Source organism: Pararhizobium sp. O133 (assembly GCF_051669845.1).
Classification (GTDB): Bacteria; Pseudomonadota; Alphaproteobacteria; order Rhizobiales; family Rhizobiaceae; genus Pararhizobium.
Map to the genome: position 1 here is coordinate 247173 of NZ_CP196428.1, position 24506 is coordinate 271678.

A 24506-nucleotide genomic window follows, 5' to 3' on the forward strand; every position below is an offset into this window, starting at 1 on the left:
GGAGGTCGCGCCATGCTTTCCTTCCCGCTCACATCCGTCCGCGCGGTGATTGCCCGCGGTCGGGCCGATGCGGAGGCCAATGGTGGCTTTCGTGATCTCTATTACGGCCTGCGCCCTGGCAAGGACGAGAAGCCGGGCCTCTGGCTCGTCGGCGATCACGGCGTTTATCTGATGTCCAACGGCAAGCTGCTCGATGGCGCCAAGCCCTTGGTCGTCTATGCCGAGGAGTGCGATCCCAGCACCAATGACGACTGGTTCGACGTCAAACGCCGGACATTCGGCGGCGACGACGGCGTCGATTTCATCGACGCGGAACAGCTGGAACCGATGATGGCGGCGGCTCCAGAGGCGACGCACCTTCGCATCGCATTTCATCAGGACTCGATGCAGCTCACCCTGATCGCGAAGTCCTGATCACTGAGACCACCGGCCCCCGTCAGGCCACCAATCCCTGAACCCAGAGCGTACTTCAATCCCGCGAGCTTTTCCGCGGGTGATGACGCTCGCCTTTCCCGAGGAGAACTTCATGAGCAACGATCCCTTCACTCTCGACATGTTCGGCAGCAGCGCGCTGTCGTCCGGCCTTGGCCTCGGCGGCGTCACAGCATTTGGCGGTTTCGATGCCGTTGCTGCCAATGACGACGACCCCGAACCGACACCGCCCTCTTCTGCCCCGGCCTTGCCGGTCGCGACGGCAAAGCGTCCGGCGCCGCGGCGACAGGGCGGCCGGTCCAACTTCTACCTCGACGATGCCGATCGCGTTCTTGCGGCGACGTGGAAGGAACGGGCGCGCATCAATGTCGCGGCGATCCTGATCGCAAACAACATCGAGAAGCAGGACCGGCCGGCCACTCGCGAGGAGCAGCAGCGGTTGATCCGCTTTACAGGCTTTGGCGCATCGGAACTTGCGAACACGATATTCCGTCGTCCGGGCGAGCCTGACTTCCGCGCCGGCTGGAGCGAGCTTGGCACTTCGCTCCAGAGTGCGGTTTCGGAGGGAGACTACGCGTCCCTTGCCCGCTGCACGCAATATGCGCATTTCACGCCGGAGTTCATCATCCGGTCCATCTGGGCGAGCTTGCAGCGCCTTGGCTGGCGTGGCGGCCGGGTGCTCGAGCCTGGCATCGGCACCGGCCTGTTCCCCGCGCTGATGCCGAAAGCATTGCGCGATCGGAGTTTCTTCACCGGTATCGAGCTTGACCCTGTCACCGCCAGGATCGTCCGCCTGCTACAGCCGAAGGCGCGGATCATCAACGGCGACTTTGCGCGCGCCGATCTGGCGCCGATTTACGATCTCGCCATCGGCAATCCGCCTTTCTCCGACCGGACCGTCCGATCCGACCGGGCCTATCGCTCGCTGGGCTTGCGGCTGCATGACTATTTCATCGCCCGTTCGATCGACCTCCTGAAACCCGGCGCGCTCGGCGCCTTCGTCACCAGCGCCGGCACGATGGACAAGGCGGATGCGACAGCACGCGAACACATCGCCAAAACCGCGGACCTGATCGCCGCGATCCGCCTGCCGGAGGGCACCTTCCGCCGCGATGCCGGCACGGACGTCGTGGTTGACCTGCTCTTCTTCCGCAAGCGCAAGACCGGGGAGGCTGAGGGAGACCTCTCCTGGCTCGCCCTTGAGGAGGTGCGACCGGCGACGCAAGACGACGGCGCAATTCGGGTGAACCGCTGGTTTGCGCGACATCCTGATTTCGTGCTTGGCGATCATGCCCTGACCTCCGGCCCCTTTGGCGAGACCTACACCTGCCGACCGCGTGCCGGCGAGGACCTTGAGGCGGCTTTGCAGCAGGCGATCCTCCTGCTTCCCGAGGGCCGCTATGACGGCGAGCCGACCGAAATCGACATCGACCTCGAGACCGAGCTCGGCGAGATCGTCGACCTTCGCCCCGACAGTCGACAGGTCCGGGAGGGTAGCTTCCTCATCGACATCAGACGCGGTCTCATGCAGATGGTCGACGGCGCGCCGGTCGAAGTCCAGGTGCGCAAGGGCCGCACCGGCGACGGCATGCCGGAAAAGCACGTCCGCATCATCAAGAAACTGATCCCGATCCGCGACGCCGTGCGCGATGTGCTGAAGGCCCAGGAACAGGATCGGCCGTGGCGCGATCTGCAGGTTCGCCTACGAATCGCCTGGTCGAGTTTCGTGCGCGATTTCGGGCCGATCAACCACACCACCGTCAGCATCACTGAGGATCCCGAAACCGGCGAGGTGCGCGAAACGCACCGCCGCCCGAACCTGCAGCCCTTTCTTGACGACCCCGATTGCTGGCTGGTCGCCTCAATCGAGGATTACGATCTCGACACCGACACGGCCAAGCCCGGCCCGATCTTTTCCGAACGGGTGATTTCGCCCCCTGCCCCGCCGGTAATCACCAGCGCCGCCGATGCACTCGCTGTTGTCCTCAACGAACGTGGTCGCGTCGATATCGAGCATATCGCCGAACTGCTGCACAGACATGCCGATGCGGTCGTCGATGAACTCGGCGATTCAATCTTCCGGGATCCTGACGACGGGTCCTGGCAGACGGCCGACGCCTATCTCGCCGGCCCGGTCCGCACCAAGCTCGCTGTCGCTGAAGCGGCCGCGGGACTGGATCCAGCCTATGAGCGCAACGTTCGTGCGCTTCGGGCCGTACAGCCCGGCGACCTTCGCCCCTCCGACATCACCGCACGTCTGGGTGCGCCGTGGATTCCGGCGAGCCATGTCGTGGCTTTCGTCAAGGAGAGGATGGGCGCCGACATCAGGATCCACCATATGCCGGAGCTTGGCAACTGGACCGTGGAGGCGCGGCAGCTTGGCTACAGTGCCGCCGGTACATCCGAATGGGGTACCAGCCGCCGTGATGCCGGTGAACTGCTCGCCGACGCACTGAACAGCCGCGTTCCGCAGATCTTCGACGTCTTCAAGGACGCCGGCGGCGAGCGGCGCGTCCTGAACGTGGTCGATACCGAAGCCGCGCGCGACAAGCTGCAGAAGATCAAGCAGGCCTTCCAGGATTGGGTGTGGACCGACCCGGATCGCACCGACCGGCTGGCGCGGGTCTATAACGACCGGTTCAACAACCTCGCGCCGCGCAAATTCGATGGTTCGCATCTCAAACTTCCTGGCGCCTCAGGCGCCTTTGTTCTCTATGGGCACCAGAAGCGCGGCATCTGGCGGATCATCTCGTCCGGCTCGACCTATCTCGCGCATGCCGTCGGCGCCGGCAAGACGATGACGATGGCGGCCGCAATCATGGAACAGCATCGCCTCGGTCTGATCGCCAAGGCGATGCTGGTCGTGCCCGGCCATTGCCTGGCGCAGGCGGCGCGTGAGTTCCTCGCCCTCTACCCCAATGCCCGCATCCTGGTGGCGGACGAGACCAACTTCACCAAGGACAAGCGGGCGCGATTCTTGAGCCGGGCGGCGACCGCCACCTGGGATGCGATCATCATCACGCACTCGGCGTTCAGGTTCATCGCTGTGCCGTCGGCCTTTGAACAGCAGATGATCCACGACGAGCTCGAACTCTATGAGGATCTGCTGACCAAGGTCGACAGCGAGGATCGCGTCTCGCGCAAGCGCCTCGAACGACTGAAAGAGGGTCTGCAGGAACGCCTGGAGGGCCTCGCGACTCGCAAGGACGATCTTCTCACAATCTCGGAAATCGGTGTCGACCAGATCATTGTCGACGAGGCGCAGGAGTTCCGGAAGCTTTCCTTCGCGACCAACATGTCGACGTTGAAGGGTATCGATCCGAACGGCTCGCAGCGCGCCTGGGACCTCTACGTCAAATCCCGCTTCATCGAAACCAAGAATCCCGGCCGGGCGCTGGTGCTCGCTTCCGGCACGCCGATCACCAACACGCTTGGCGAGATGTTCTCGATCCAACGCCTGCTCGGACACGAAGCGCTTGCCGAGCGCGGTCTGCACGAGTTTGACGCCTGGGCATCGTGCTTCGGCGACACGACGACCGAGCTCGAAATACAGCCCTCCGGCAAATACAAACCGGTCAGCCGGTTCGCGAGCTTCGTCAATGTTCCGGAACTGATCGCGATGTTCCGCGCTTTCGCCGATGTCGTCATGCCGGAGGATCTTCGCGAATTCGTCAGGGTGCCTGATATCTCCACCGGCCGGCGGCAGATCCTCACCGCTAAACCGACGCCGGCCTTCAAGGCCTATCAGCAGATCCTCGATGCCCGTATCAAAGCGATCGAGATGCGCGAGGGACCGGCACAGCCCGGCGACGATATCCTGCTCTCGGTCATCACCGACGGCCGCCATGCGGCGATCGATTTGCGCCTCGTCATCCCGGTAAACGATAACGAAAAGGACAACAAGCTCAACCTCCTCGTCCGCAACGCCTTCCGGATCTGGCAGGAGACCAGCGAGGCCACATTTATTCGCCCGGACGGCAAGGCTTACGAGCTGCCAGGTGCGGCGCAGATGATCTTTTCCGATCTCGGCACCATCAATGTCGAGAAGACCCGCGGCTTTTCGGCTTACCGTTGGATCCGCGACGAGCTCGTGCGGCTCGGTGTTCCCGCTTGCGAAATCGCTTTCATGCAGGACTTCAAGAAAACCGAGGCCAAGCAGCGGCTCTTCGGTGATGTGCGCGCCGGCCGGGTTCGGTTCCTGATCGGCAGTTCCGAGACAATGGGCACGGGTGTCAATGCGCAGCTCCGTCTGAAAGCGCTGCACCATCTCGACGTCCCGTGGCTGCCGTCTCACATCGAGCAACGCGAGGGCCGAATTGTCCGGCAGGGCAATCAGCATGACGTGGTCGATATCTTCGCCTATGCCACGGAAGGGTCGCTCGATGCTTCCATGTGGCAGAACAACGAGCGCAAGGCCCGCTTCATCGCGGCAGCGCTCAGCGGTGATACATCGATCCGCCGGCTCGAGGATCTCGGTGAAGGGCAAGCCAACCAGTTCGCCATGGCGAAGGCCATCGCTTCCGGTGACGAACGGCTGATGCAGAAGGCTGGACTGGAGGCCGATGTCGCCCGTCTGGAACGGCTGCGCGCCGCCCATGACGACGACCAATATGCGGTCCGCCGGCAAATGCGCGATGCGGAAGGCGACATCGAGGTCTCGACCCGCCGCATCGCGGAGATCGGCCAGGATATCGGCCGGCTGGTGCCGACTACCGGCGACGCTTTCGCGATGACCGTTCTCGGCAAAGCCTACCAGGAGCGCAAGGATGCCGGCCGCGCGCTGATGAAGGAAATCCTCACTCTTCTCCAACTGCAGCAGGAGGGTGAGGTTCATCTGGCGAGCATTGGGGGTTTCGATCTTGTCTATGAGGGCGAGCGCTTCGGAAAGGGTGATGGCTATCGTTACCTCACCACGCTCCAGCGCACCGGCGCGGATTACGAGATCGATCTTGCGGTGACGGTGACGCCGCTCGGCGCCGTGTCCCGCCTCGAGCACGCGCTCGACGGGTTCGACGAGGAGCGGGAACGCTATCGCCACCGCTTGGAGGAAGCGCGTCGGCGGCTTGCCTCCTATCGCTCGCGTGAAGGCGGCGTTTTCCCCTTTGCGGATGAACTTGCCGAGAAGCGCAGACAGCTCCGCGACATCGATCAGGCCCTCGCCGATGATGCGAGGCGTACGGACGAAGCCGCTGCTGTTGCCGCTTAGCTTGCCTGTTGCCGCAACTCTTCGATGAGTTCCGGATGCCGGTCGAGAAGGCGCAGCAATTGGCTGGTCGGGCCGCTTGGCTCGACCAAGCCGCGCTCGTATTTGTCGAACGCGCTTTCACCAACCTTCAGGATGCCGCCTGCTTCACGTTGCGACAGTTTTAGTTTTTTGCGCACTCTGCGGATTGTCGACGGAGAGGGAATGCCTTCAACTTCTTCCTTCAACGCCCGCAAGGCCGCGTCCGTTGCCTCCATGTCGTTGCCGACATGAACACCTTCGTCGCCGCTATCGGGATAATATCCCGGCAGGTCGACCGTTTTGCTCTTGCCCTTGTAGGTCACGACAAACGGTCGGACGTCCCGGCGCAGCGTCTCTCCGGTTTCCGGTGAGATCATCGTTTCGGGCAGTATATTTGCTGCAACCGCCATTATCATCTCTCCTTGAATGACATGATCCGGAATTCCGTGATCACGTCCGCCTGGAATTTCACATAAAGCACCATGCCGTGCTCGGGGACCGGCACATGATAAACATCTTGCCATACCCGATGGTCTGCGTTCGCTGTCATCGACTTGTAGAACATACGGCGCTCGATGGTGTCGATGGTCGCGACGATGCCGGCGCGGTCGTAGCCCAATGAGGCGGCATCCCGCAGCGCCGTCGTCGTGATGGCAAGCGTCGAAATCGACCCCAAAACAGCTTTAACGGCCTCGAGATCGTATGTCGGGCGCCTTTTCTCCATGACTTTATATGACACCTTAATGGTGTCAAATCAAGCTTGTCGTTGTGGGGAAAAGATAGAGGAAAATCCGGGAGGAGAACCGGTCGCAGATCGGTCGTCCCGTCGCCGCTTGCGCTCAACCGCCGCCTCCGCATCCCGGCCACTCGTCCCGCGCAGGGCGCGAGGCACCCCGCTTGTCCTTCGAAGCAGGGACGCTCGGCCGCAGTTGCGCCGGTCCGCCCGTCCTGCGGTTCGGAAAGTGTCTTCGGAAAGAGATGAAGACAGGAAGGACCGGCAAGAGGCCGCGTCCCCGCATCCCGGAAGAGGAAAATCCCATGCATATCATGAAGGTCGATCCGCGCTCGTTGAAGGACAATCCGGACAATACCCGGCAATCCAAATCCACCCCGCAGGCCGATGCGCTGCTGCTCGCCACCATCAAGGCCGTCGGCATCATCCAGCCGCCCGTCATTTTTCCCGAAGTTGGTGGTGGGAACGGCTACGTCATTGAAGCCGGTCATCGTCGCACCCGCATGGCCATCGCCGCAGGCCTCGAGGAAATCGAGGTGCTCGTCGTCGAAGCCGCAAACGACAATGGCGCCATGCGGTCGATGGTCGAGAACATTGCGCGCGAACCGCTGAACCCGGTCGACCAGTGGCGCGGCATCGAACGCCTGGTCGCACTCGACTGGACCGAGGAAGCAATTGCGGTGGCACTCGCCCTGCCCGTCCGGCAAATCCGCAAGCTGCGCCTGCTCGCCAACGTCCTACCGGCGATGCTCGACCAGATGGCGTTCGGCGACATGCCGAATGAGCAGCAGCTCCGCACGATCGCGGCAGCACACCTCGATGAGCAGAAGGAGGTCTGGAAGGCGCAGAAGCCGAAGAAGGGCCAGCCCGCCGCATGGTGGCAGATTGCCAACGCGCTGAGCAAGACCCGGATGTATGCCAAGGATGCGAGCTTCGGTGACGATCTCAGAGAAGCCTACGGCATCGAATGGATCGAGGATCTGTTCGCTCCCGCGGACGAGGACAGCCGCTACACCACCAATGTCGAAGCCTATCTCGGCGCCCAGCAGGAGTGGATGACGAACAATCTGCCCAAGAAGGGAATGATCGCCGAGGTTTCTCAATGGGGCGAGGTGAAGCTGCCGCAAAAGGCAAGCCGCGTCTATGGCAAGCCCGGCAAGGGTGACCACACCGCCATGTATCTGGATCGGAACGGCAAGGTTCAAACCGTGCATTACCGGATGCCCGAGGAGAAGAAGACCAAGGGCAAGGGAGCGGTCGTCGGAGGTGGCGACACCGCTGGCGAGGATGCGATCGACGGGCCGAAGCAGCGTCCCGACGTCACGCAGAAGGGCCTCGATATGATCGGCGACCTCAGGACCGACGCGCTGCACGAGGCGCTCGCCCGCGCACCGATCGAGGACGACACGCTGATGGCCCTCCTTGTCCTCGCCTTTGCCGGCATGAATGTCCGGGTTGACTCCGGGGCAAACGACCACGTCTTCGGCGCGAAGCGGTTCGCCCGCCATGCGGCTCGGTTGCTCGACGCTGACGGCAAGCTCGCCTTCGACCGCGACACCTTGCGGGTTTCCACCCGCTCGATGCTGGTCGATGTGCTGTCGTGCCGCCGAGGCATGTCGAACAGCGGCATCGTGTCGCGCATAGCCGGCGACGCCATCGGCGCGGACGGATACCTCCCGAACATGGGCACAGAAGACTTCCTGCTTTGCCTGTCGCGGCAGGCGCTCGAGGCTTCGTGCGAGGGCACCTCGGTTCTCCCCCGCCCGAGGGTCCGCGAGACCCGTGCCGCACTGGTCGAGCACTTCAAGCAAGGGCATTTCGTCCATCCGGCCGCCCTGTTTGCCCCCGATCCGAAGGATCTCGCCGAACTGATCAAGCAGGGCGAGGTCGTGGAGGATTACGATACGGTGACCTCCGAGGAAACAACGGATCGCCTCGAAGGCGAACTTGCTGACGGCAGCGTCGCCGGCGAGGAGGCCGATTTTGCTGTCGCCGATCCGGAAGCCGGTGACGGCGCCGACGACGCGGTCGAGACCGCCTACGGCATCGCGGCCGAATAGCCGAAGCCCTCCCATCTTTTCCGATCGATCCCCCGCCGCCGGCCATCACCGGCGGCGGTTCGTTTCCATGAACACCGCAGAATTTCAAGGAGATGTCCAATGTCTGCGTCCCTGATCTACGATCTCGTCCCGATCGGCTCCATCATTGCCTGGTCCGATGGCACACCCCGCCCGCCCGAGCGCTTCAAGAAGAAGCTCGCGGCCTGGCAGACGCGCAACAGCAAGGGCCGGCTGATCCGCAAGGAGGGTCCGCGCTCCGGAAACTACAACTCGCCTGGCTATTTCACACTGCATGAGGCGGATTTCGGCGGGAAAAACACCATCGTCATGCGCATTCACCGAACCTTCGGCCTCGACTCCGATCTCACCTTCAAGGTGCTCGAGCGCCCCGCCCTCGGTTCGATCCGCGTCTTCGATCGCGCCGGTTCGAACGCGGAACTTGTCCATCTCGCGGACAATCGCGAGGCGGCCGCGGTCTGGCTGCAAGAACACGGCTATCCGAACGCCGTGCTCGAAGAGGTGACCGCCGACGAGGTTGCGGCTGCTCAGGTCGAAGGGAGGGCCGCCGCATGAGGACCTCAGAACTTCAGCATGAGCCGGTATCGGCTTTAGAGGATTTGGACGTGGAATTCGGCGTCAGCGCCGACGGATTTCCGGTCGCCCGGATCGGCGATACGCATCTGGCAATGATGCCGGCGCGCGATGGCGCGAGCTTCCTCGCGAGCGCTTGGCGGCTCGTCCATCCGCTTTCCGAGCTGACGCGCGCAGATTTCTACGGTCACGATGGCCGCCTCGAGGATGAGGCGGCTTTTCGCGCCCGGGTCTTCGAGACGGCCCAGCACAAGCGCGAGTTATCCGCCCTGAGGCGGATCCAGACCCGCATGACGGCCAGTACGCCCTGGGGACCGTCGCAGCTTGCGACCGTCTACGCGGAGGGGATCGTGTCCCATATGACGGCTGGCCATGGCGGGTTTCATCTGTCGGCCGAACGGAATCTTCGCGTCTCCCCGTTGCTGCGAAAGTCCTCGCACTGGTACGAGGAGGATGCCGAATGGGCCATCGTCGCCCTCTCCTTCCCGGAGCTCTTCACCTCATACGAGCGCAAAGGTGCGGACGAGACATTCCGCAACAGCTGGCCGACCGCATGGGAAGAGATCCACGGGCGCGAACTCGGGTCCGGCCAATCCTGGACGAAGGACCGGCAAGCCTTCGAGCGCAGGCATGCCGGCGACTGGGTCGTCGTCTCGGCGATCTATTCCAGCCACTATGCCGATATGACGGAGGTGGTCGCCACGCGCGGCGGCATGCGGGACCAACGTGCCGACGAGCGGCGCTTTCTTGTTCCGAGCGCCGAATATGCAACCCGCGGGCCGTTCGGCTTCGTCATCGATGAACAACGTCACGCCGTCTATGACGGTCCTTCGGACTTCATCGGCTGGCAGTGGCGGAGGACCGGGACATGACCCCGATCAGTCCGTGGGTGCTCCTTTCCCGCATGGAGGCGGCGCGTCGTCAGACGCGCCATCATCTCGATCTCGTCCATCGGCAGATTGCCACACGCGCTGAGCGCCTGGCCGTGACCGAAAAGGCGAAAGCCAAAAACCGCACGCACAAGCGCTCCGGCTCACGATGGACTCGGTCGGATGAGATGCTGTTTCAGGATCACCTCGATCGCCTGTCATTCGAACGTCGCGGCGAACTCGAGGCGCTCATCCGGAAACTGGAGCGTCAGGACCGTGCCATCACCACGCTACGGCTGAAGCTCGGTGACGCGGTTTGGCGAGAGGCAGCGTGAGAGGCAGCCGCCGGCAGCGCATTTGCGGAGTGTGCCCGCGTATTGGTGAGAGGCATTGCGAGGATGGCCATCGTTTCCCACATTCGGTTTCGGGGAGAGTCTCAGCCCCGTGCCGGCCTGCCCTTCGTGTTCGTTGCGGTCTGAACCGGCGGCCGGTCGTTTCAAGGCCGCTTTCGCGCCGCGGTGCGGCCAAAACAGCCTCGCTGCGCAAAGCGAACCCGCGTCCCGCGCAGGGTGCCCCCGCTTGGTCGCAAGCCCGCTCCGCTCGCTCAGCCGCTCCGGACCTGTGAAATCGCCCGTCCCTCGCCGGTTCCTTTTGACCGCACCGAAGGGCAGACCGGCACGGGGCCGGAACCGCTTCGGACCAAACCGAAAAGGAAACCGTTATGGCCAAGCCCGCGACCCCCAACCGCTCTTCCGCCCGCGTCGTGCAACTCCGCAAGGGTGCGACCCTCGAAATGGTCCGCCTCACCTGCCCCGACAGCGCCCAGGCGCTCAAGATCGCCGAAAGCTTCGGAACCGCACTGGTCGACAGCGACGGCATCCGCGACCTGCATGAGCGACTGATCAATGAGACCGCCGACAGCCTGGCGGAGGGCCTCGGCGAACGGGCGATGCAGATCCATCTCCAGCGCATCGTCGGCGCCTTCGTCGGATCGGCACATGGCGCCGGGCAGTTCTACTCTCGTGCGGTCACAGAAGCCCGCGACGCCACGGCGAAGGCGTCCAACGATGCCCGCGACGAGGATCTCGATGGTCCCGTTGGCTACGACAGCGCCGCCCAGCGCAAGCGCGAGTTCGCGGCCGACATGGGTGTCCAGGCTCATGCGCTCAGGATGGCGGCCGAGGGCGCCGTCGCAGCCTACGAGCAGGTCGTCGGCGAGACCTGGAAGCCCTTCGATCGCCCGGTCGAAAACCCCGGCGCCAATCTCGACCGCAAGGCGGCCGAAGCGCAAATGGCCGCCCTCGGGTAAAGCGGCCCGGGCGGCGCCCACGTGCCGCCCTACCCTCATCTTTCCAGCTTCCATCGGCCGGCTCCCAAGAGGGGCCGGCCTTTCCGCATGTCGCGCTGCCCCAGGGGAAAAACAGGCAAGGAAATGAGGAACCGGCCTATCGCGGCCCGTCCCTGTCGGCGGTCCTGCAGGAGCCCGGCTTGTGAGGTGCAACGGCTTCGCCGTCCTCCACGCTGTTTCGGCCGTTCCGGTGCGCTCCAAGCCCTTCCGCTCCTGCCCTCGGACCTCCGCGACGGGCCGCGATAGGCGCGGCTCGGAATAGGAGGTTTGAGACATGAACAGGAAAACCGAAGGCGAACGCGGCGATATCTACACGAGGATCACCGACCGGATCGTTGCCGATCTGGAAAAAGGGGTTCGTCCCTGGATGAAGCCGTGGAGCGTAGCCAACACTCAAGGCAGGATTACGCGGCCGCTACGGCACAACGGGCAGCCCTATTCGGGCATGAACGTTCTCCTTCTATGGTCCGAGGGGATGGCGAGAGGTTTCGCCTCTCCGGTGTGGATGACCTTCAAGCAAGCGCGGGAGCTCGGAGCCGTGGTTCGCAAGGGCGAAACCGGCTCGACTGTGGTGTTCGCGAGCCGCTTCACCAAATCGGAAACCGACGGCAATGGCAAGGAGGTCGACCGGGAGATCCCTTTCCTGAAGGCGTATTCTGTGTTCAATGTGGACCAGATCGACGGTCTGCCGGACCATCACTACCATCGTCCGGAACCGACTCTCGATCCGGTCGAGCGGATAGAGAATGCCGATCGCTTCTTCCGCAACACCGGCGCCGTTATCCGCCATGGCGGGACGCAAGCCTACTATTCGCCGGTGACCGACCATATCCAGATGCCGCCGTTCCAGACCTTCCGCGATGCGGCTTCCTACACGGCAACGCTGAGTCATGAGGCAACGCACTGGACCGCGAACCCGCGGCGCGTGGGCCGCGATCTCAGCCGTTATGCCAAGGACAAGAGCGAGCGCGCCCGCGAGGAACTCATTGCCGAGCTCGGCAGCTGCTTCCTATGCGCCGACCTTGGAATCGTACCGGAGCTCGAGCCACGGCCCGATCACGCGTCGTACCTTGCCTCATGGCTCGCCGTGCTTTCCGAAGACAGGCGGGCGATTTTTCAGGCGGCCGCTCATGCGCAGAGGGCAGTCACCTTCCTGCACGATCTGCAGCCTGATGCAGCTGATGAGAAAGTCGCGGCTTAAAAATCAGCGTCGGTCGTTGCATCCGCCAACGGCCGACACCTCTCTCGGCTCTCTCTGCTTGAGCGCGCCCTGATCTGGTGTCAGGTCCAGCTTGCCCCAGATCGAGGTTTTGCGGTCGGTCGGTTTGAGCTTTCGGGATTGCTTGATTTCGACGGTAAACGGCTTTGTCTGCTGACGCATGTATCCTCCAGGCGACGAATCGCGAGCACACGATACCGGGTTGATTACTGGAGGCAACTCCCACTCTGGCCGGTCCGTCGCCACCGAATTGCGGCTCTGGCATTGCGATAGAGAAACGGTTCGACCACAGCAATGTTCCGCTGGGTGAGGCGGTGGCAGGTTGCCATCAGCGTGTTCCTCTTGACCCGTCGGCATAGGCCACGTCCTTTGCGGGCTCGATGAGGCATGTCTGATCGGGGAGCGGCTTCGCCTCGATCGTCTTCCCGCAACGGCCATGCAAAACTTTCTTCCCCTGGCGGCTACGCCGCCATTCCTCGCGCGGCAACAAAGTTTCTCCCGGCCGCCCTCCATTCCATTCCGGCCTTATCAGGTGCGGTCCGATCGTCCCCGATCCTTGCGACAGCCATCGAGGCCGCGAAGGGCGCGGCCCGAAACCAACGAAAGGAACACGAAAATGGCAACGATCGGCACCTTCACCTCCACCGAAACCGGCTTCAACGGCTCGATCCGCACGCTTGCCCTCAACGTCAAGGCCCGCATCGCCCGCATCGAGAACCCCTCCGACAAGGGCCCGCACTACCGCATCTACGCCGGCAATGTCGAGCTCGGTGCGGCCTGGCAGAAGCGCTCCGAGCAGGACCGCGACTACTTCTCGGTCAAGCTGGACGACCCGAGCTTCCCCGCTCCGATCTACGCAACCCTCACCGAAGTCGAAGGCGAGGACGGCTACCAGCTGATCTGGTCCCGCCCCAACCGGGATTGAGATCCGGACGAGGCCCCGCTCGCCAAGGCGGGGCCTCCTCCCGACAACAGGGCGACCTCCTTCGTGCCGCGGCTTTTTCCCGTTCGTTCTTCCATATTGGATGAAATTGGATGGAAAAATGGATCTCGCTATGTCATACCCCATTTGGATGGAAACGGATGGGAAAATGGATGACGGCGCTCGATCTCTCCAAATTGCGTATCACGCCTGAGATCCTGTCGTTGATCGCCGAGATTGACGAATTCAAAGGCGCCTGGCGAGCGCTTGGTCGCATCGCACCCGATCGGCTGTCCAGCTTGCGGCGGGTTGCGACGATCGAAAGCATCGGATCGTCGACACGTATTGAGGGCGCGAAATTAAGCGACCGCGAGGTCGAAAGGCTGCTCTCGAACCTCCGTATCGGCTCGTTCTCCAGCCGAGACGAACAGGAGGTTGCCGGCTATGCCGAGGTGATGGAGACGATCTTCTCCGCCTTCGACGCAATCCCGCTTAACGAAAATCACATCCGCCAACTGCATCGGGATCTGCTCGCGCACTCGGTCAAAGATGAACGACACAGGGGAAACTGGAAAACCCTTGCCAACAACGTCGAAGCCTTCGACGAGGATGGACGAAGTCTGGGCGTCGTCTTCGCGACAGCCTCCCCTTTCGATACGCCGGGCCGAATGTCGGAACTAGTGGCCTGGCAACAAGCTCAGGAGAAGGATGGCACGTTTCACCCTCTACTCGTCGTCGCTGTCTTCGTCGTCGTCTTTCTGGAAATCCATCCTTTCCAGGATGGCAATGGCCGACTGTCGCGCGCTCTGACCACTTTGCTGCTTCTTCGGGCGGGTTATTCCTATGTGCCGTACAGCTCACTGGAAAGTGTTATCGAGCAGAACAAGGAAGCCTATTATCTCGCGCTTCGCCGAACGCAGGGCACGATACGAACGGACCAACAGGACTGGAATCCGTGGGTCGAGTTTTTCCTGCGGAGCCTGCAACGCCAGAAGCAGCGTCTCGAGCGCAAGATCGAGCGTGAGCGCATTCTCCTCGGCGACCTGCCGGAGTTGTCCGTCGCGATCCTCGAACTGGCGCGTGAGCGCGGGCGCGTCACGGTGATGGATGTGGCCAAAGCGACAGGCGCGAGCCGCAACACCGTCAAGGATCATCTTCGGGCGCTGACCGAGCAGGGACATCTGACCCTCCACGGAGCCGGTCGTGGGACCTGGTACGGCTTAAGCTGACGCCGGAGCGAAGCGTCCCCCGATCAGCCGAAATCGGAGCTATGGTCCAATTGTGCGCAGCCGCCATTGCCACGTGCCTTTGCCTGATATAGCGGGGCTCCATTCGCGGGCTCGATGAGGCATGTCTGACCGGAGACCGGCGTCGCCTCGATCGTCCTCCCGCAACGGCCATCCGAAACTTTCTTCCCCTGCGGACGCAACCCCACTCGACAGGCCGAGTGGGGACCCCGGCGTGCCGCATTCCTCGCGCAGCAACAAAGTTCCTCCCGGCCGCCCTCCATTTCATTGCGGCCCGGCAAGCCACCCCACGGCGCGATGCGCAATGGGGACCCCGGGGGTGCGGTCCGATCGTCCCCGGTCCTTTCGACAGCCATCGAGGCCGCGAAGGGCGCGGCCCGAAACCAACGAAAGGAACACCACAATGGCAACGATCGGCACCTTCACCTCCACCGAAACCGGCTTCAACGGCTCGATCCGCACGCTTGCCCTCAACGTCAAGGCCCGCATCGCCCGCATCGAAAACCCCTCCGACAAGGGACCGCACTACCGCATCTACGCCGGCAACGTCGAGCTCGGTGCGGCCTGGCAGAAGCGCTCCGAGCAGGACCGCGACTACCTCTCGGTCAAGCTGGACGACCCGAGCTTCCCCGCTCCGATCTACGCAACCCTCACCGAAGTCGAAGGCGAGGACGGCTACCAGCTGATCTGGTCCCGCCCCAACCGGGACTGAGATCCGGACGAGGCCCCGCTCGCCAAGGCGGGGCCAAGCGGCCGAATAGAGAAGCCGGGAGCGGGCATCGAGCCCGCTTCCGGCTTTCCTGGTGCCATGCGGAACCGGAAATGTCTGCTCATAGCGCTCCAGTATGCCGTGCCGGCATGGCGGCCTCAAGGACGAGCGGTCAACCCCCAATTTTGCCTCCGCTTCGGTTCCCGCCGCTCCAACAAAATCGGCTCCCCCACTCGCCGCCGCTGGCGGTCGCGTTCGCGATCCCTGACCCCGCCATCCCGTCCCGCCCCGCGTCGTCGTCTTTCACGAACTCAAGGAGATGAGACGATGACGATCGAACAGCACATCGAGGAACTGCGTGCCGAACTGAGGAACGCATGGGGCGCGGCCGAGCGGCGTCAAATCGAGGCGGAGCTCCAACTCGCCGAGGCCGATCTGGCCGTCATGCTTGCCGAACAGGAGGGCGCCGTCGAAGCCGAGCCGCCATTCTGAGCGGCTCGTTCCTCCTGTTATTTGAGCCGGTCCGCCGGCTCGACCGGCCTCCCGGCTGTCAGGGATTTCACCCCTCAACGCTCCCCCCGGCTCCCGCCGGAGACGGTCGCGTCCCCTACGGGTCCGCGGGTCTCTTCTCTCTATGACCTCCCATTCTACTCCAGCAAATCCGGCGTCAAGGACGGCGCGGTCTCCCCCAATTTTTCCGCCGCCAGGCTCTGGAAAAATCGGTTCCCCCGCTTGCGAGCCGCGTCCCGCGGTCCTTGACCCCTCTTTGCTACAGAGTGGCCGATCTCCGTCATCAACGAAGGAGATCACATCATGACAACCGATCAGAACATCATGCTCTACGCCAAGCTTTCAGGCTTCCGTCTCGTCGTCCTCGCAAACCGCATCGGTTGCGACAGCGAATTCTCGCGAGCGCTCCACGATCGCCTGATCAAAGGACTGGAGGCAGCAATTGGCTGCGTGCGGATCATCATGGCGCTGGAGCGGAGCGTTCTCACCGGAGGCGAGGAGTTCGCCGACTATCAGTTGGAGGGGGAGGCCGAGATATTCGGGCGCTTTACTATCAACTTGCTGGACGATCTCGAATTCGATTTCGACACGCATGAATATCGCATCAACGGCGGCGATTGGGCCATCGCTTTGACGGCGGACTATACCGGCGTTGATATCGACTATCCGGAGCTGATCGCGCTCACTGACGACGAACTCGGCTCACTTGCGCCGATCATCACGGCGATCACGCGGGAAACCGGCACCCCGGTAAATGCGTCCCGTATCAGCTACGACGATCACGCAGAATCATAATCAGTCTTGCGGTGCAGTTTCATCCGAGGGGCGGCGAGAGCCGCCTCTCAATAGGGATGTCGAGGAGGCATCGCGATCGTAGCGATGGCGACCAGTTGAGCCTCTTCCTTTCGATCCTGCTGTCATCTCTCATCGGGGATGTTGCAGCCCGTTCGTCACGACGCAACCTGCCGCCGCCAGAATTTTCCCCACAGCACTGCTGCTCCTCGCGGATCAAAATTCAGTCGCCGGCAAGTCCTCCACATTCGTTTCGGTGCGTCCCTCCTTTCCGGTCTGCCGACTATCCCCGCGATGACCGCAATTCGAAAGGAGAAACAACATGCAACAGCTCGCTCAATTCCTCGCCGCCACCGGCCGTCGGCTCCGTACTCTCTGCAAGGTGATCAGCCACTTCTTCCGCAAGGGCAAGCTCGGCTTGAAGCTCGTGATCAAGATCCCCTTCTTCGTCGAGATCGAAGTGTCCCTCGAGACCGACTGGGACCGGCGTCGCTGAAACGCCCTCTTGGCCCGCTTCGGCGGGCCTTTCCCAATTTGCCACAGAGGCGCGCGGGCGGTAACCGCGTTTGCGCTTTTGTCGAAGCAGATCGAGAAACAGTTCGACAGCTTCCTCTTCCCGCCCGAAATGATGGACCATCATTTGACCCTTCGCGCCAATGCGGCCCCACTTCCTGAGTAGGCAAACATCGCCAAAGAGGTTCGGTTCGATCGACATGGCGTAGTAGCGTGCCATGTTCTTCGCGACATCCGTGCGTTCGACATAGAGATGGTAGGGTTGCGCGATCATGAGATCAGAATCGCCGATCGCGGGAATCGCGTCCAACGACACTTTTGAATCGGTCGGGGTGGATCGATTCACATCGGTGATGAAATCGGAAATGTCATGACAGGCTTGGGCGGGACGCCTTCGGCGCACGGCTCTATTCGCGGTGCTCACGGAGCCCGCACACGATCTCCGCCCCATGGTGACGATCCTCTCGCGGCTCTCAGCCGCACCATCCATGTCGAGCGCCGTCCCAGCGCCGGGCGAGGCCCTCGTTGACGAGGGTGTCTCCAAGCGAGCGCCCTGCCCGCGTCACGGTACGGAGCTTGCGGCCATACTTGTCTTCGTCGCACAACCCGGCTGAAAGCGAAAACTTGCCAGCATTGAGCAGCGCCCGCAGGCGTGCTTTCGCGGCCTCGCCCTTGATCCTTTCCGCCTCGCAGCGCGGCGGGCTGAGTTCCGGCGTGTCGATATCCGCGATGCGGATTTTCTCTCCCTCGAACCAGAACGTATCGCCGTCGACGATGCAGTTCACATGGCGATCTGCACCGCAGAATGAAAATGCCGCTGACGATGAATCCGCTGTTGGTGTGTTGGCCGCAGTCACAAACCCAGAAAGCTTATTAATACCCCCGAAGGCAAGCCAGCCTCCCGCAGCAATGACCATGGCGCAGACGATCGCGATCAGGGGTTTGCGCGGGCGGCTCGGTCCCGATCGGGGTGACTTCCCCTGCCAGCGATGTCGATCGTTCCTGCTGCCGGACTTCCTCGGCTTTCTGAACGGAACCACATTCGATTTCGTCACCTCGGTCCTCTCCTGTATTCCCCAACTTATCGGCTTCGGTTCATCCGCGTTTATGAGCAAGCGTGCTATCAGACGGTGTGCGGGAGCGGGGCGCGGTCGGTCCCGCCTCCCCTTCGGGCCTCTTTGTTGAGGCTCCTGCGGCTGCGCTATTTCCCGCTCCTCGCACGACGAGAATTCCCGAAATCCCGCCCTTTCGTGCGACGCTGATTTCTCCGATACTCTTCATTTTTCTGGATCGACCTTGCTCGCTGCTCTGCGCGCCGGCTCGATCAGAGGGGCTTCGGGTGGGCTTCCAAGCTTGTGAAACCTGTTCGTGCCAACACAAGCTTTCATGTCGTCGCGCCGAAACCAGATCGCGCGGCCGCATCGAAGCGGCGCGTTCCCCGCCGTGAAGACGATCTGTTCGTCAGCGCGCATGCGAAGGACTTCGTGCGGCTGGATCAACGGTCGTGCGGCCAACTGCTTCGACCGCGTCCGCGACGATCCTTTCATCTGCGAACTTCGGCTGACCTGGTCGATCTCGGCCGTCGTCATGCCGCAGCGACGCGAGATGTAATCCGCGGTTTCCGTATCGTTGATCGCCGCGAAACTGATCCAGCTCGCGCTCTCGAACCACTTGCTCGCGGCATCGCGGCCGCCGTAGGTTTCCCGCATCTGGCCGATTGACTGGTAGATCATGAGAAGCGTGATGCCATACTTCCGGCCGGCGTCGCGCGCGGTCTCCAGGATCCGCATGTAGCCAAGGCGGGCAACCTCATCGAGGAGGAACAGTGCTCTGCCCTTCATCAAACCATCGCGGTTATAAATTGCATTGAGGAACGAGCCGATGATGACGCGTGCGAGGCCCGCATGCGTCTCCAGGGTCTTGAGATCGATGTTGATGAAGACGTCGGTGTTTCCATCGGCAAGATCCCCCGTCGAAAACGTCTTGCCCGAAACCAGCGCGGCGTAGTTCGGATAGGACAGCCAGTGGGTTTCCTTGATGGCATTCGCATAGACGCCGGAGAAGGTTTCAGGCGTCATGTTCACGAAGGCCGCGACGTTCTCCTTTACGAAATCCGAGTCCGAATTGTCGTAGATTTCCTGCAGGCGTTGGCGCAACTGCGGTTCAGGTTCGGAAAGATTGGCGCGGACCTGGCGAAGCGTCTGGTTCTCCTTCTCAGTATGTCCGGAAAGGCAAACGTCGGCGATCATCGCCGTCAACAACTGCAAGGCCGAGGCCCGGAAGAAGTCGTCGCGCACACCGCGCGTACCGCCGCTATCGCTCATGATCCATGAGGCAACGGATGCGATATCCTCTTCCTTGGTGCCGCCGAATTGCCCGATCCAATCCAGCGCATTGAATCCGGTTTCCGGCTTCTTCGGATCGAGGACGAACAGGTCTCGGTCCGCGCTGGTGCGATGGGCCGACACCATTGGGGCAACCTCATTCGACGGGTCGAGGACGATCAGCGAGGCGCCCCATTTGAGCGCCGTCGGGATCGTCACCGATGTCGTCTTGAAACCGCCGGAACCAGCGAACACGATGCCATGCGACGAACCGAACGAACCGTCGAAGCATAAGAGCGGTGACTTACCACCGGCACCCCATGTGTCGGGATCATCGGCGCGAAACGCGCGCGTCCCTACGCTGTCCTTGTCGACGCGATATCGCTCGCCGACGACGATACCGCCGCCCTCCGCAAACAGGCCCGTCGTCTCCTGCATTTTCATCCAGTCGGCCTCTCCATGCAGCGCCCGCTTGCCGCGTATGCGTTTGGGCTCGGCACTGGCGAAGGCCGCGTTGCCGACGAGCGCAACGCGGAGGGCGAAGCAGGCAGAAAGCGCTGCAGCTGCCGCTCCGATCAGCGTCGCCGGATCGAGATAGGAGAGGAGCGACTTGCCGACCGGAACCTGGTTCGCGAATGCCGACAGCCTGATCGCCTCGCGAACGATGGCGACAATGATCGTCGCTAGCCCTCCGGCGGCGACGCCCCATCCTGCCGTCTTGATCCTGATCGCGCCGGCGCTCGCGAACAGCAACACGATGCCGATGACCGCCGCGGCGACATAAGGCAGGGCAATGCCGGCGCGGCCGAGCGTCTGTCGAGCAGCCTCCGTCTTTCCGAAGCCGGACAGCCAGTGTTCGATCCCGGTCAATCCGATCACGACCAGGATCATCAGCACGACAGGCGCCATGAAAAGAATGATCCTATTCATCGCTGTTGCCAAAGGCCCCCGCGCCGATCGCCAGCAGCCGCGGCCGTTCGGTCTCATCTGCTTTGAGGCGCTGGCTCAAATCGATGAGCGCGCCCAGCAGCAGCGCCCGTTTCTCGTATCGAAGGCCCGCTTTGACGATCAGACCGCCGAGCTCGATCTTTTCCCGCGTGTCCTTCTTGCGGGCGTCGGATGTGGTCGTGCGCGCCATCCGCTCAAGCCTCAGCAGTCCCGCCCGCAGCCGCGCCAGTCGCGTTCTGCGTGGACGGTGCCCTGCTTTCGCCTGCGCCTGCTCCCCTCTTTCCTCCGGTCGTACGAACCTCGCCTCCGCGAAACCGTTTCGCCAGGTCCTCGAAGGCCGCCTGCAGCTCTGCCTCGTCGACCTCGATCTCGCCAAGTCCGGCCTTGAGGGCGATCCGGCCGATGCGCTCGGCCTCACGGGTCTCGGCGATCTTTAGCTGCTCCTGGAGTTTGGCGATTTCGTCGCGGATCTTGGAGGATGGCCTTTTCATTCCGTACGTCTCCTTTGGGTTGGAAAGCTTGTCTTTCGAACCCAGTTTCCCGGAGGAGCGTGCGGAACGCACTACTGTGAATCCTACAATCGCCAAAGCGCCAGCTTTGGTGAATGATCCCGGCCGTTCCGAAGGAGCGGATCCGAAGGGCGCAATTATACGTCGCTGACGCGACGTTCTGCTTTTTGCCCCTGGCGGGGCCTTCCGCTTCCGACGAACCTGTTGATTTCGTTCGCAACCGGGAAAGAATTGCTGTGGCCGTCCCCCATTTCTCCGTCAGCGTTGTCGCCCGCGGCTCCGGCCGCAGCGCCGTGCTGTCGGCGGCCTACCGGCACTGCGCCAAGATGGAGTTCGAGCGCGAGGCTCGAACGATCGACTACACTCGCAAGCACGGATTACTGCACGAAGAGTTCGTTATTCCCGCAGACGCTCCCGAATGGCTGCGAACGATGATCGCGGATCGTTCGGTCGCCGGTGCTTCCGAAGCCTTCTGGAACAAGGTCGAAGATTTCGAGAAGCGCTCCGATGCGCAGCTTGCCAAGGACGTCACCATTGCTCTGCCGATCGAACTGAGCGCTCAGCAGAATATCGCGCTCGTGCGGGATTTCGTCGAACGGCACATCACGTCGAACGGCATGGTGGCCGACTGGGTCTATCATGACGCGCCGGGCAACCCGCACGTTCATCTGATGACAACCTTGCGGCCGCTGACCGAAGACGGTTTCGGCGCCAAGAAGGTCGCGCTGCTTGGACCGGACGGCAATCCGATCCGCAACGATGCCGGCAAGATCGTCTATGAGCTCTGGGCTGGAGGCATCGACGATTTCAACGCGTTTCGCGACGGATGGTTTGCCTGCCAGAACAGGCATCTGGCGCTGGCCGGTCTCGACCTTCGCGTCGACGGCCGCTCCTTCGAAAAGCAGGGGATCGATCTCGAACCGACCATCCACCTTGGCGTCGGGACCAAAGCGATCGAGCGGAAAGCCGATGTTGCTACGAAGCCGGTCGAGCTCGAGCGCATCGAACTGCAGGATGCGCGCAGAGCCGAAAACGCGAGACGGATCGACCGGAGCCCAAAACTCGTCATCGACCTGATCACGCGTGAGAAGAGCGTCTTCGACGAGCGTGATGTCGCCAAGATCCTGCATCGTTATATCGACGATCCCGCCCTGTTCCAAAGCCTCATGGTCCGGATCATCCTGCATCCCGACACGTTCCGCCTTGAGCGCGAGCGGATCGACTTTGCCACTGGTTCCAGATTGCCCGCCAAATACACGACGCGGGAAATGATCCGGCTGGAAGCGCAGATGGCCAATCGCGCCGTCTGGCTATCGCAACGGTCGTCACATGGCGTGCGGGATCCGGTGCTCGCCGCGACTTTTGCCCGTCATGACCGCCTGTCGGATGAGCAGAGAACTGCGATCGAGCACGTCGCGGGAGCCGAGCGGATTGCCTCGGTGATCGGCCGCGCCGGCGCCGGTAAGACGACGATGATGAAGGCGGCACGCGAAGCCTGGGAGGCGGCCGGCTATCGGGTCGTCGGTGGCGCACTTGCCGGCAAGGCGGCCGAAGGGCTGGAGAAAGAAGCGGGAATCCCTTCTCGGACACTTTCGTCCTGGGAGCTTCGCTGGAATGCGGGAAGAAACCAGCTCGACAGCAAGACGGTCTTCGTTCTGGACGAGGCCGGCATGGTGTCGTCGCGGCAGATGGCGCTGTTCGTCGAAGCGGTGACGAAGGCCGGCGCCAAGCTCGTTCTCATCGGCGATCCCGAACAGCTCCAACCGATCGAAGCAGGCGCCGCGTTTCGGGCGATTTCCGATCGCATTGGGTATGCGGAACTCGAAACCATCTATCGCCAGCGCCAGCAATGGATGCGCGATGCCTCGCTCGACCTGGCGCGCGGCAACGTCGGCAAGGCAGTCGACGCCTACCGTGCCAATGGCAAGGTGATCGGGTGGGATCTGAAGGCCGACGCCGTCGACAACCTCATCGCCGCCTGGGACCGCGATTACGATCCGGCGAAGACGTCGCTGATCCTGGCTCATTTGCGCAGGGACGTTCGCATGCTCAACCAGATGGCGCGCATCAAACTCATCGAGCGCGGGGTTCTCGACAAGGGAGCTATGTTCAAGACGGCGGACGGCGATCGCAATTTTGCCGTGGGCGACCAGATCGTGTTCCTCAAGAACGAAGGATCGCTCGGCGTCAAGAATGGCATGTTGGCCAAGGTCGTTGAGACCGGGCCGGGCCGCATCGTCGCGCAGGTTGGCGATGGCGAGCTTGCGCGCCAGGTGCTGGTGGAACAACGCTTCTACAACAACCTCGATTATGGCTATGCCACGACGATCCATAAAAGCCAGGGCGCCACGGTCGATCGGGTCAAGGTGCTGGGTTCTCTTTCTCTTGATCGCCACCTCACCTATGTCGCCATGACTCGTCATCGTGAGGACCTGGCCGTCTATTACGGCCGAAGATCCTTCGCCAAGGCCGGCGGCTTGATCCCAGTCCTCTCGCGCAGGAACGCCAAGGAAACGACCCTCGATTACGCTGGTGGTCCCTTCTACCATCAGGCCCTTCGCTTCGCCGAGGCTCGAGGTCTCAATCTCGTCAACGTGGCCCGCACGCTCCTCCGCGATCGGCTGGAATGGACGGTTGGGCAAAAGCAAAAGCTCATCGATCTTGGTGCGCGGCTGGCCGCGGTCGCCGCCAAGCTCGGGCTCATCATCGGCTCTGTGAAATCCCCAATTCATGACACTGTCAGGAAGGCAAGACCCATGGTTTCCGGCATCACCACCTTCGCAAAATCAATCGACCAGGCGGTGGAGGACAAGGTCACAGCCGATCCCGGTTTGAAGAAACAGTGGGAGGAGGTTTCGACCCGTTTCCACCTCGTCTACGCGCAGCCGGGAATCGCGTTCAAGGCGATCAACGTCGACGCACTGCTGAAGGATGGAGCGGTGGCGAATGCCACCATCGGCAGGATCCGCGATCAACCGGAAAGCTTCGGCGCCTTGAAAGGCAAGACCGGTCTACTGGCAAGCGGCACTGACAAGCAGGCGCGGGCAACAGCGCTGACCAACGCGCCGGCTCTGGCTCGAAATCTGGAACGCTATCTGCGCCAGCGTGCAGAGGCGGAGCGCAAATATGAGGTCGAGGAACGCGCCGTCCGTCTGAAGGTGTCCATCGATATTCCGGCGCTCTCGGCAAACGCAAAGCAGACCCTCGAACGTGTGCGCGATGCGATCGACCGCAACGACCTGCCGGCCGGTCTCGAATATGCGCTTGCCGACAAAATGGTGAAGGCGGAGCTCGAGGGATTTGCGAGAGCTGTATCGGAGCGTTTCGGCGAGCGGACCTTCCTGCCTCTTGCCGCAAAAGGCACCAACGGACAGACATTTAACACCGTCACCGCGGGGATGACGGCCGGACAGAGGGCCGAAGTGCAATCAGCATGGAATTTTATGCGGACCGCGCAGCAGCTGGCCGCGCATGAGCGCACGACGGAGGCTTTGAAACAGACGGAAACCCTGCGTCAGACAAAGAGCCAGGGACTGTCCCTGAAATGACGGCGCAA

General features: G+C 62.5%; 21 protein-coding genes and 1 pseudogene. 14 read left to right on the forward strand and 8 right to left on the reverse strand.

Annotation, left to right across the window (positions count from 1 at the left end; all coding sequences use genetic code 11):
- Window positions 1-12: 12 nt before the first annotated feature.
- Together ACST81_RS25995 and ACST81_RS26000 are read left to right on the forward strand one after the other, a co-directional pair.
- On the forward strand, window positions 13-414 hold the full coding sequence (locus ACST81_RS25995; RefSeq protein ID WP_142859646.1) for a DUF3085 domain-containing protein: 402 nt from the start codon (window positions 13-15) through the stop codon (window positions 412-414).
- A gap of 112 nt (window positions 415-526) precedes the next feature.
- On the forward strand, window positions 527-5638 hold the full coding sequence (locus ACST81_RS26000) for a DEAD/DEAH box helicase family protein (protein WP_142859644.1): 5112 nt from the start codon (window positions 527-529) through the stop codon (window positions 5636-5638).
- Here the strand turns inward: ACST81_RS26000 and ACST81_RS26005 are convergent.
- Entirely contained in the window at window positions 5635-6066 is a 432-nt protein-coding gene (locus ACST81_RS26005) for a type II toxin-antitoxin system MqsA family antitoxin (RefSeq protein WP_142913686.1), read from the reverse strand. The two genes, ACST81_RS26000 and ACST81_RS26005, sit on opposite strands and share 4 nt — an antisense overlap.
- Window positions 6067-6068: 2 nt before the next feature.
- A complete protein-coding gene (locus tag ACST81_RS26010; RefSeq protein WP_142859641.1) occupies window positions 6069-6380 on the reverse strand; it encodes a type II toxin-antitoxin system MqsR family toxin in 312 nt (103 codons plus the stop codon).
- A 314-nt stretch (window positions 6381-6694) separates the two neighbouring features.
- Here ACST81_RS26010 and ACST81_RS26015 point away from each other — a divergent pair, with 314 nt between their 5' ends.
- The 6 genes from ACST81_RS26015 to ACST81_RS26040 all read left to right on the forward strand — a co-directional run bounded on the left by ACST81_RS26015 (window position 6695) and on the right by ACST81_RS26040 (window position 12458).
- Entirely contained in the window at window positions 6695-8449 is a 1755-nt protein-coding gene (locus ACST81_RS26015; protein ID WP_142913687.1) for a ParB N-terminal domain-containing protein, read from the forward strand.
- Between the two features lie 99 nt (window positions 8450-8548).
- The gene (locus ACST81_RS26020) at window positions 8549-9022 is read left to right on the forward strand and encodes a hypothetical protein (RefSeq protein ID WP_142859637.1); all 474 of its coding nucleotides are present in this window, start codon (window positions 8549-8551) and stop codon (window positions 9020-9022) included.
- Window positions 9019-9912, forward strand: coding sequence for a DUF7007 domain-containing protein (locus ACST81_RS26025; RefSeq protein WP_142913688.1), 894 nt, complete (start codon window positions 9019-9021; stop codon window positions 9910-9912). The genes ACST81_RS26020 and ACST81_RS26025 overlap by 4 nt, the downstream gene beginning before the upstream one ends.
- A complete protein-coding gene (locus ACST81_RS26030; protein WP_142913689.1) occupies window positions 9909-10244 on the forward strand; it encodes a hypothetical protein in 336 nt (111 codons plus the stop codon). The genes ACST81_RS26025 and ACST81_RS26030 overlap by 4 nt, the downstream gene beginning before the upstream one ends.
- Window positions 10245-10630: 386 nt before the next feature.
- Entirely contained in the window at window positions 10631-11218 is a 588-nt protein-coding gene (locus ACST81_RS26035) for a hypothetical protein (protein WP_142859631.1), read from the forward strand.
- Window positions 11219-11531: 313 nt separating this feature from the next.
- A complete protein-coding gene (locus ACST81_RS26040) occupies window positions 11532-12458 on the forward strand; it encodes an ArdC family protein (protein WP_142859629.1) in 927 nt (308 codons plus the stop codon).
- Window positions 12459-12461: 3 nt separating this feature from the next.
- Here ACST81_RS26040 and ACST81_RS26045 read toward each other — a convergent pair whose 3' ends face one another.
- Complete coding sequence (locus ACST81_RS26045) at window positions 12462-12638, reverse strand: hypothetical protein (RefSeq protein ID WP_162854295.1); 177 nt, start codon at window positions 12636-12638, stop codon at window positions 12462-12464.
- 454 nt (window positions 12639-13092) lie between these two features.
- Here ACST81_RS26045 and ACST81_RS26050 point away from each other — a divergent pair, with 454 nt between their 5' ends.
- From ACST81_RS26050 to ACST81_RS26070, 5 genes are all read left to right on the forward strand, one after another.
- Entirely contained in the window at window positions 13093-13401 is a 309-nt protein-coding gene (locus tag ACST81_RS26050; RefSeq protein ID WP_142913690.1) for a DUF736 domain-containing protein, read from the forward strand.
- A gap of 170 nt (window positions 13402-13571) precedes the next feature.
- Window positions 13572-14627 carry a Fic family protein gene (locus tag ACST81_RS26055; RefSeq protein ID WP_109461990.1) on the forward strand — a complete coding sequence of 352 codons (1056 nt, stop codon included), beginning with the start codon at window positions 13572-13574 and terminating at the stop codon, window positions 14625-14627.
- A 421-nt stretch (window positions 14628-15048) separates the two neighbouring features.
- Window positions 15049-15357: a DUF736 domain-containing protein gene (locus ACST81_RS26060; protein WP_011427435.1), complete on the forward strand. Its 309-nt coding sequence runs from the start codon at window positions 15049-15051 to the stop codon at window positions 15355-15357.
- A 324-nt stretch (window positions 15358-15681) separates the two neighbouring features.
- Window positions 15682-15846 carry a hypothetical protein gene (locus tag ACST81_RS26065; protein WP_162854296.1) on the forward strand — a complete coding sequence of 55 codons (165 nt, stop codon included), beginning with the start codon at window positions 15682-15684 and terminating at the stop codon, window positions 15844-15846.
- 321 nt (window positions 15847-16167) lie between these two features.
- Window positions 16168-16659 (forward strand): hypothetical protein, encoded by a 492-nt coding sequence (locus tag ACST81_RS26070; protein ID WP_142859877.1) that lies wholly within the window; start codon window positions 16168-16170, stop codon window positions 16657-16659.
- 535 nt (window positions 16660-17194) lie between these two features.
- On the opposite strand, the pseudogene ACST81_RS26075 reads toward ACST81_RS26070, so the two are convergent.
- The 5 genes and pseudogenes from ACST81_RS26075 to traC form a co-directional block, all read right to left on the reverse strand.
- Window positions 17195-17443 (reverse strand): annotated as a pseudogene (locus ACST81_RS26075) (WGR domain-containing protein); the annotation flags it as partial.
- A gap of 199 nt (window positions 17444-17642) precedes the next feature.
- Window positions 17643-18086 (reverse strand): thermonuclease family protein, encoded by a 444-nt coding sequence (locus ACST81_RS26080; protein WP_193559327.1) that lies wholly within the window; start codon window positions 18084-18086, stop codon window positions 17643-17645.
- 360 nt (window positions 18087-18446) lie between these two features.
- Window positions 18447-20423 carry a Ti-type conjugative transfer system protein TraG gene (traG, locus tag ACST81_RS26085; protein ID WP_269703638.1) on the reverse strand — a complete coding sequence of 659 codons (1977 nt, stop codon included), beginning with the start codon at window positions 20421-20423 and terminating at the stop codon, window positions 18447-18449.
- Window positions 20416-20631 carry a type IV conjugative transfer system coupling protein TraD gene (gene traD, locus ACST81_RS26090; protein WP_142913692.1) on the reverse strand — a complete coding sequence of 72 codons (216 nt, stop codon included), beginning with the start codon at window positions 20629-20631 and terminating at the stop codon, window positions 20416-20418. Before traD ends, traG begins: the two co-directional genes overlap by 8 nt.
- 4 nt (window positions 20632-20635) lie before the next feature.
- Complete coding sequence (gene traC, locus ACST81_RS26095; protein WP_142913693.1) at window positions 20636-20932, reverse strand: conjugal transfer protein TraC; 297 nt, start codon at window positions 20930-20932, stop codon at window positions 20636-20638.
- 254 nt (window positions 20933-21186) lie between these two features.
- Between traC and traA the strand changes: the two genes are divergently transcribed.
- Window positions 21187-24498, forward strand: coding sequence for a Ti-type conjugative transfer relaxase TraA (gene traA / locus ACST81_RS26100; RefSeq protein WP_142913694.1), 3312 nt, complete (start codon window positions 21187-21189; stop codon window positions 24496-24498).
- Window positions 24499-24506 lie beyond the last annotated feature (8 nt).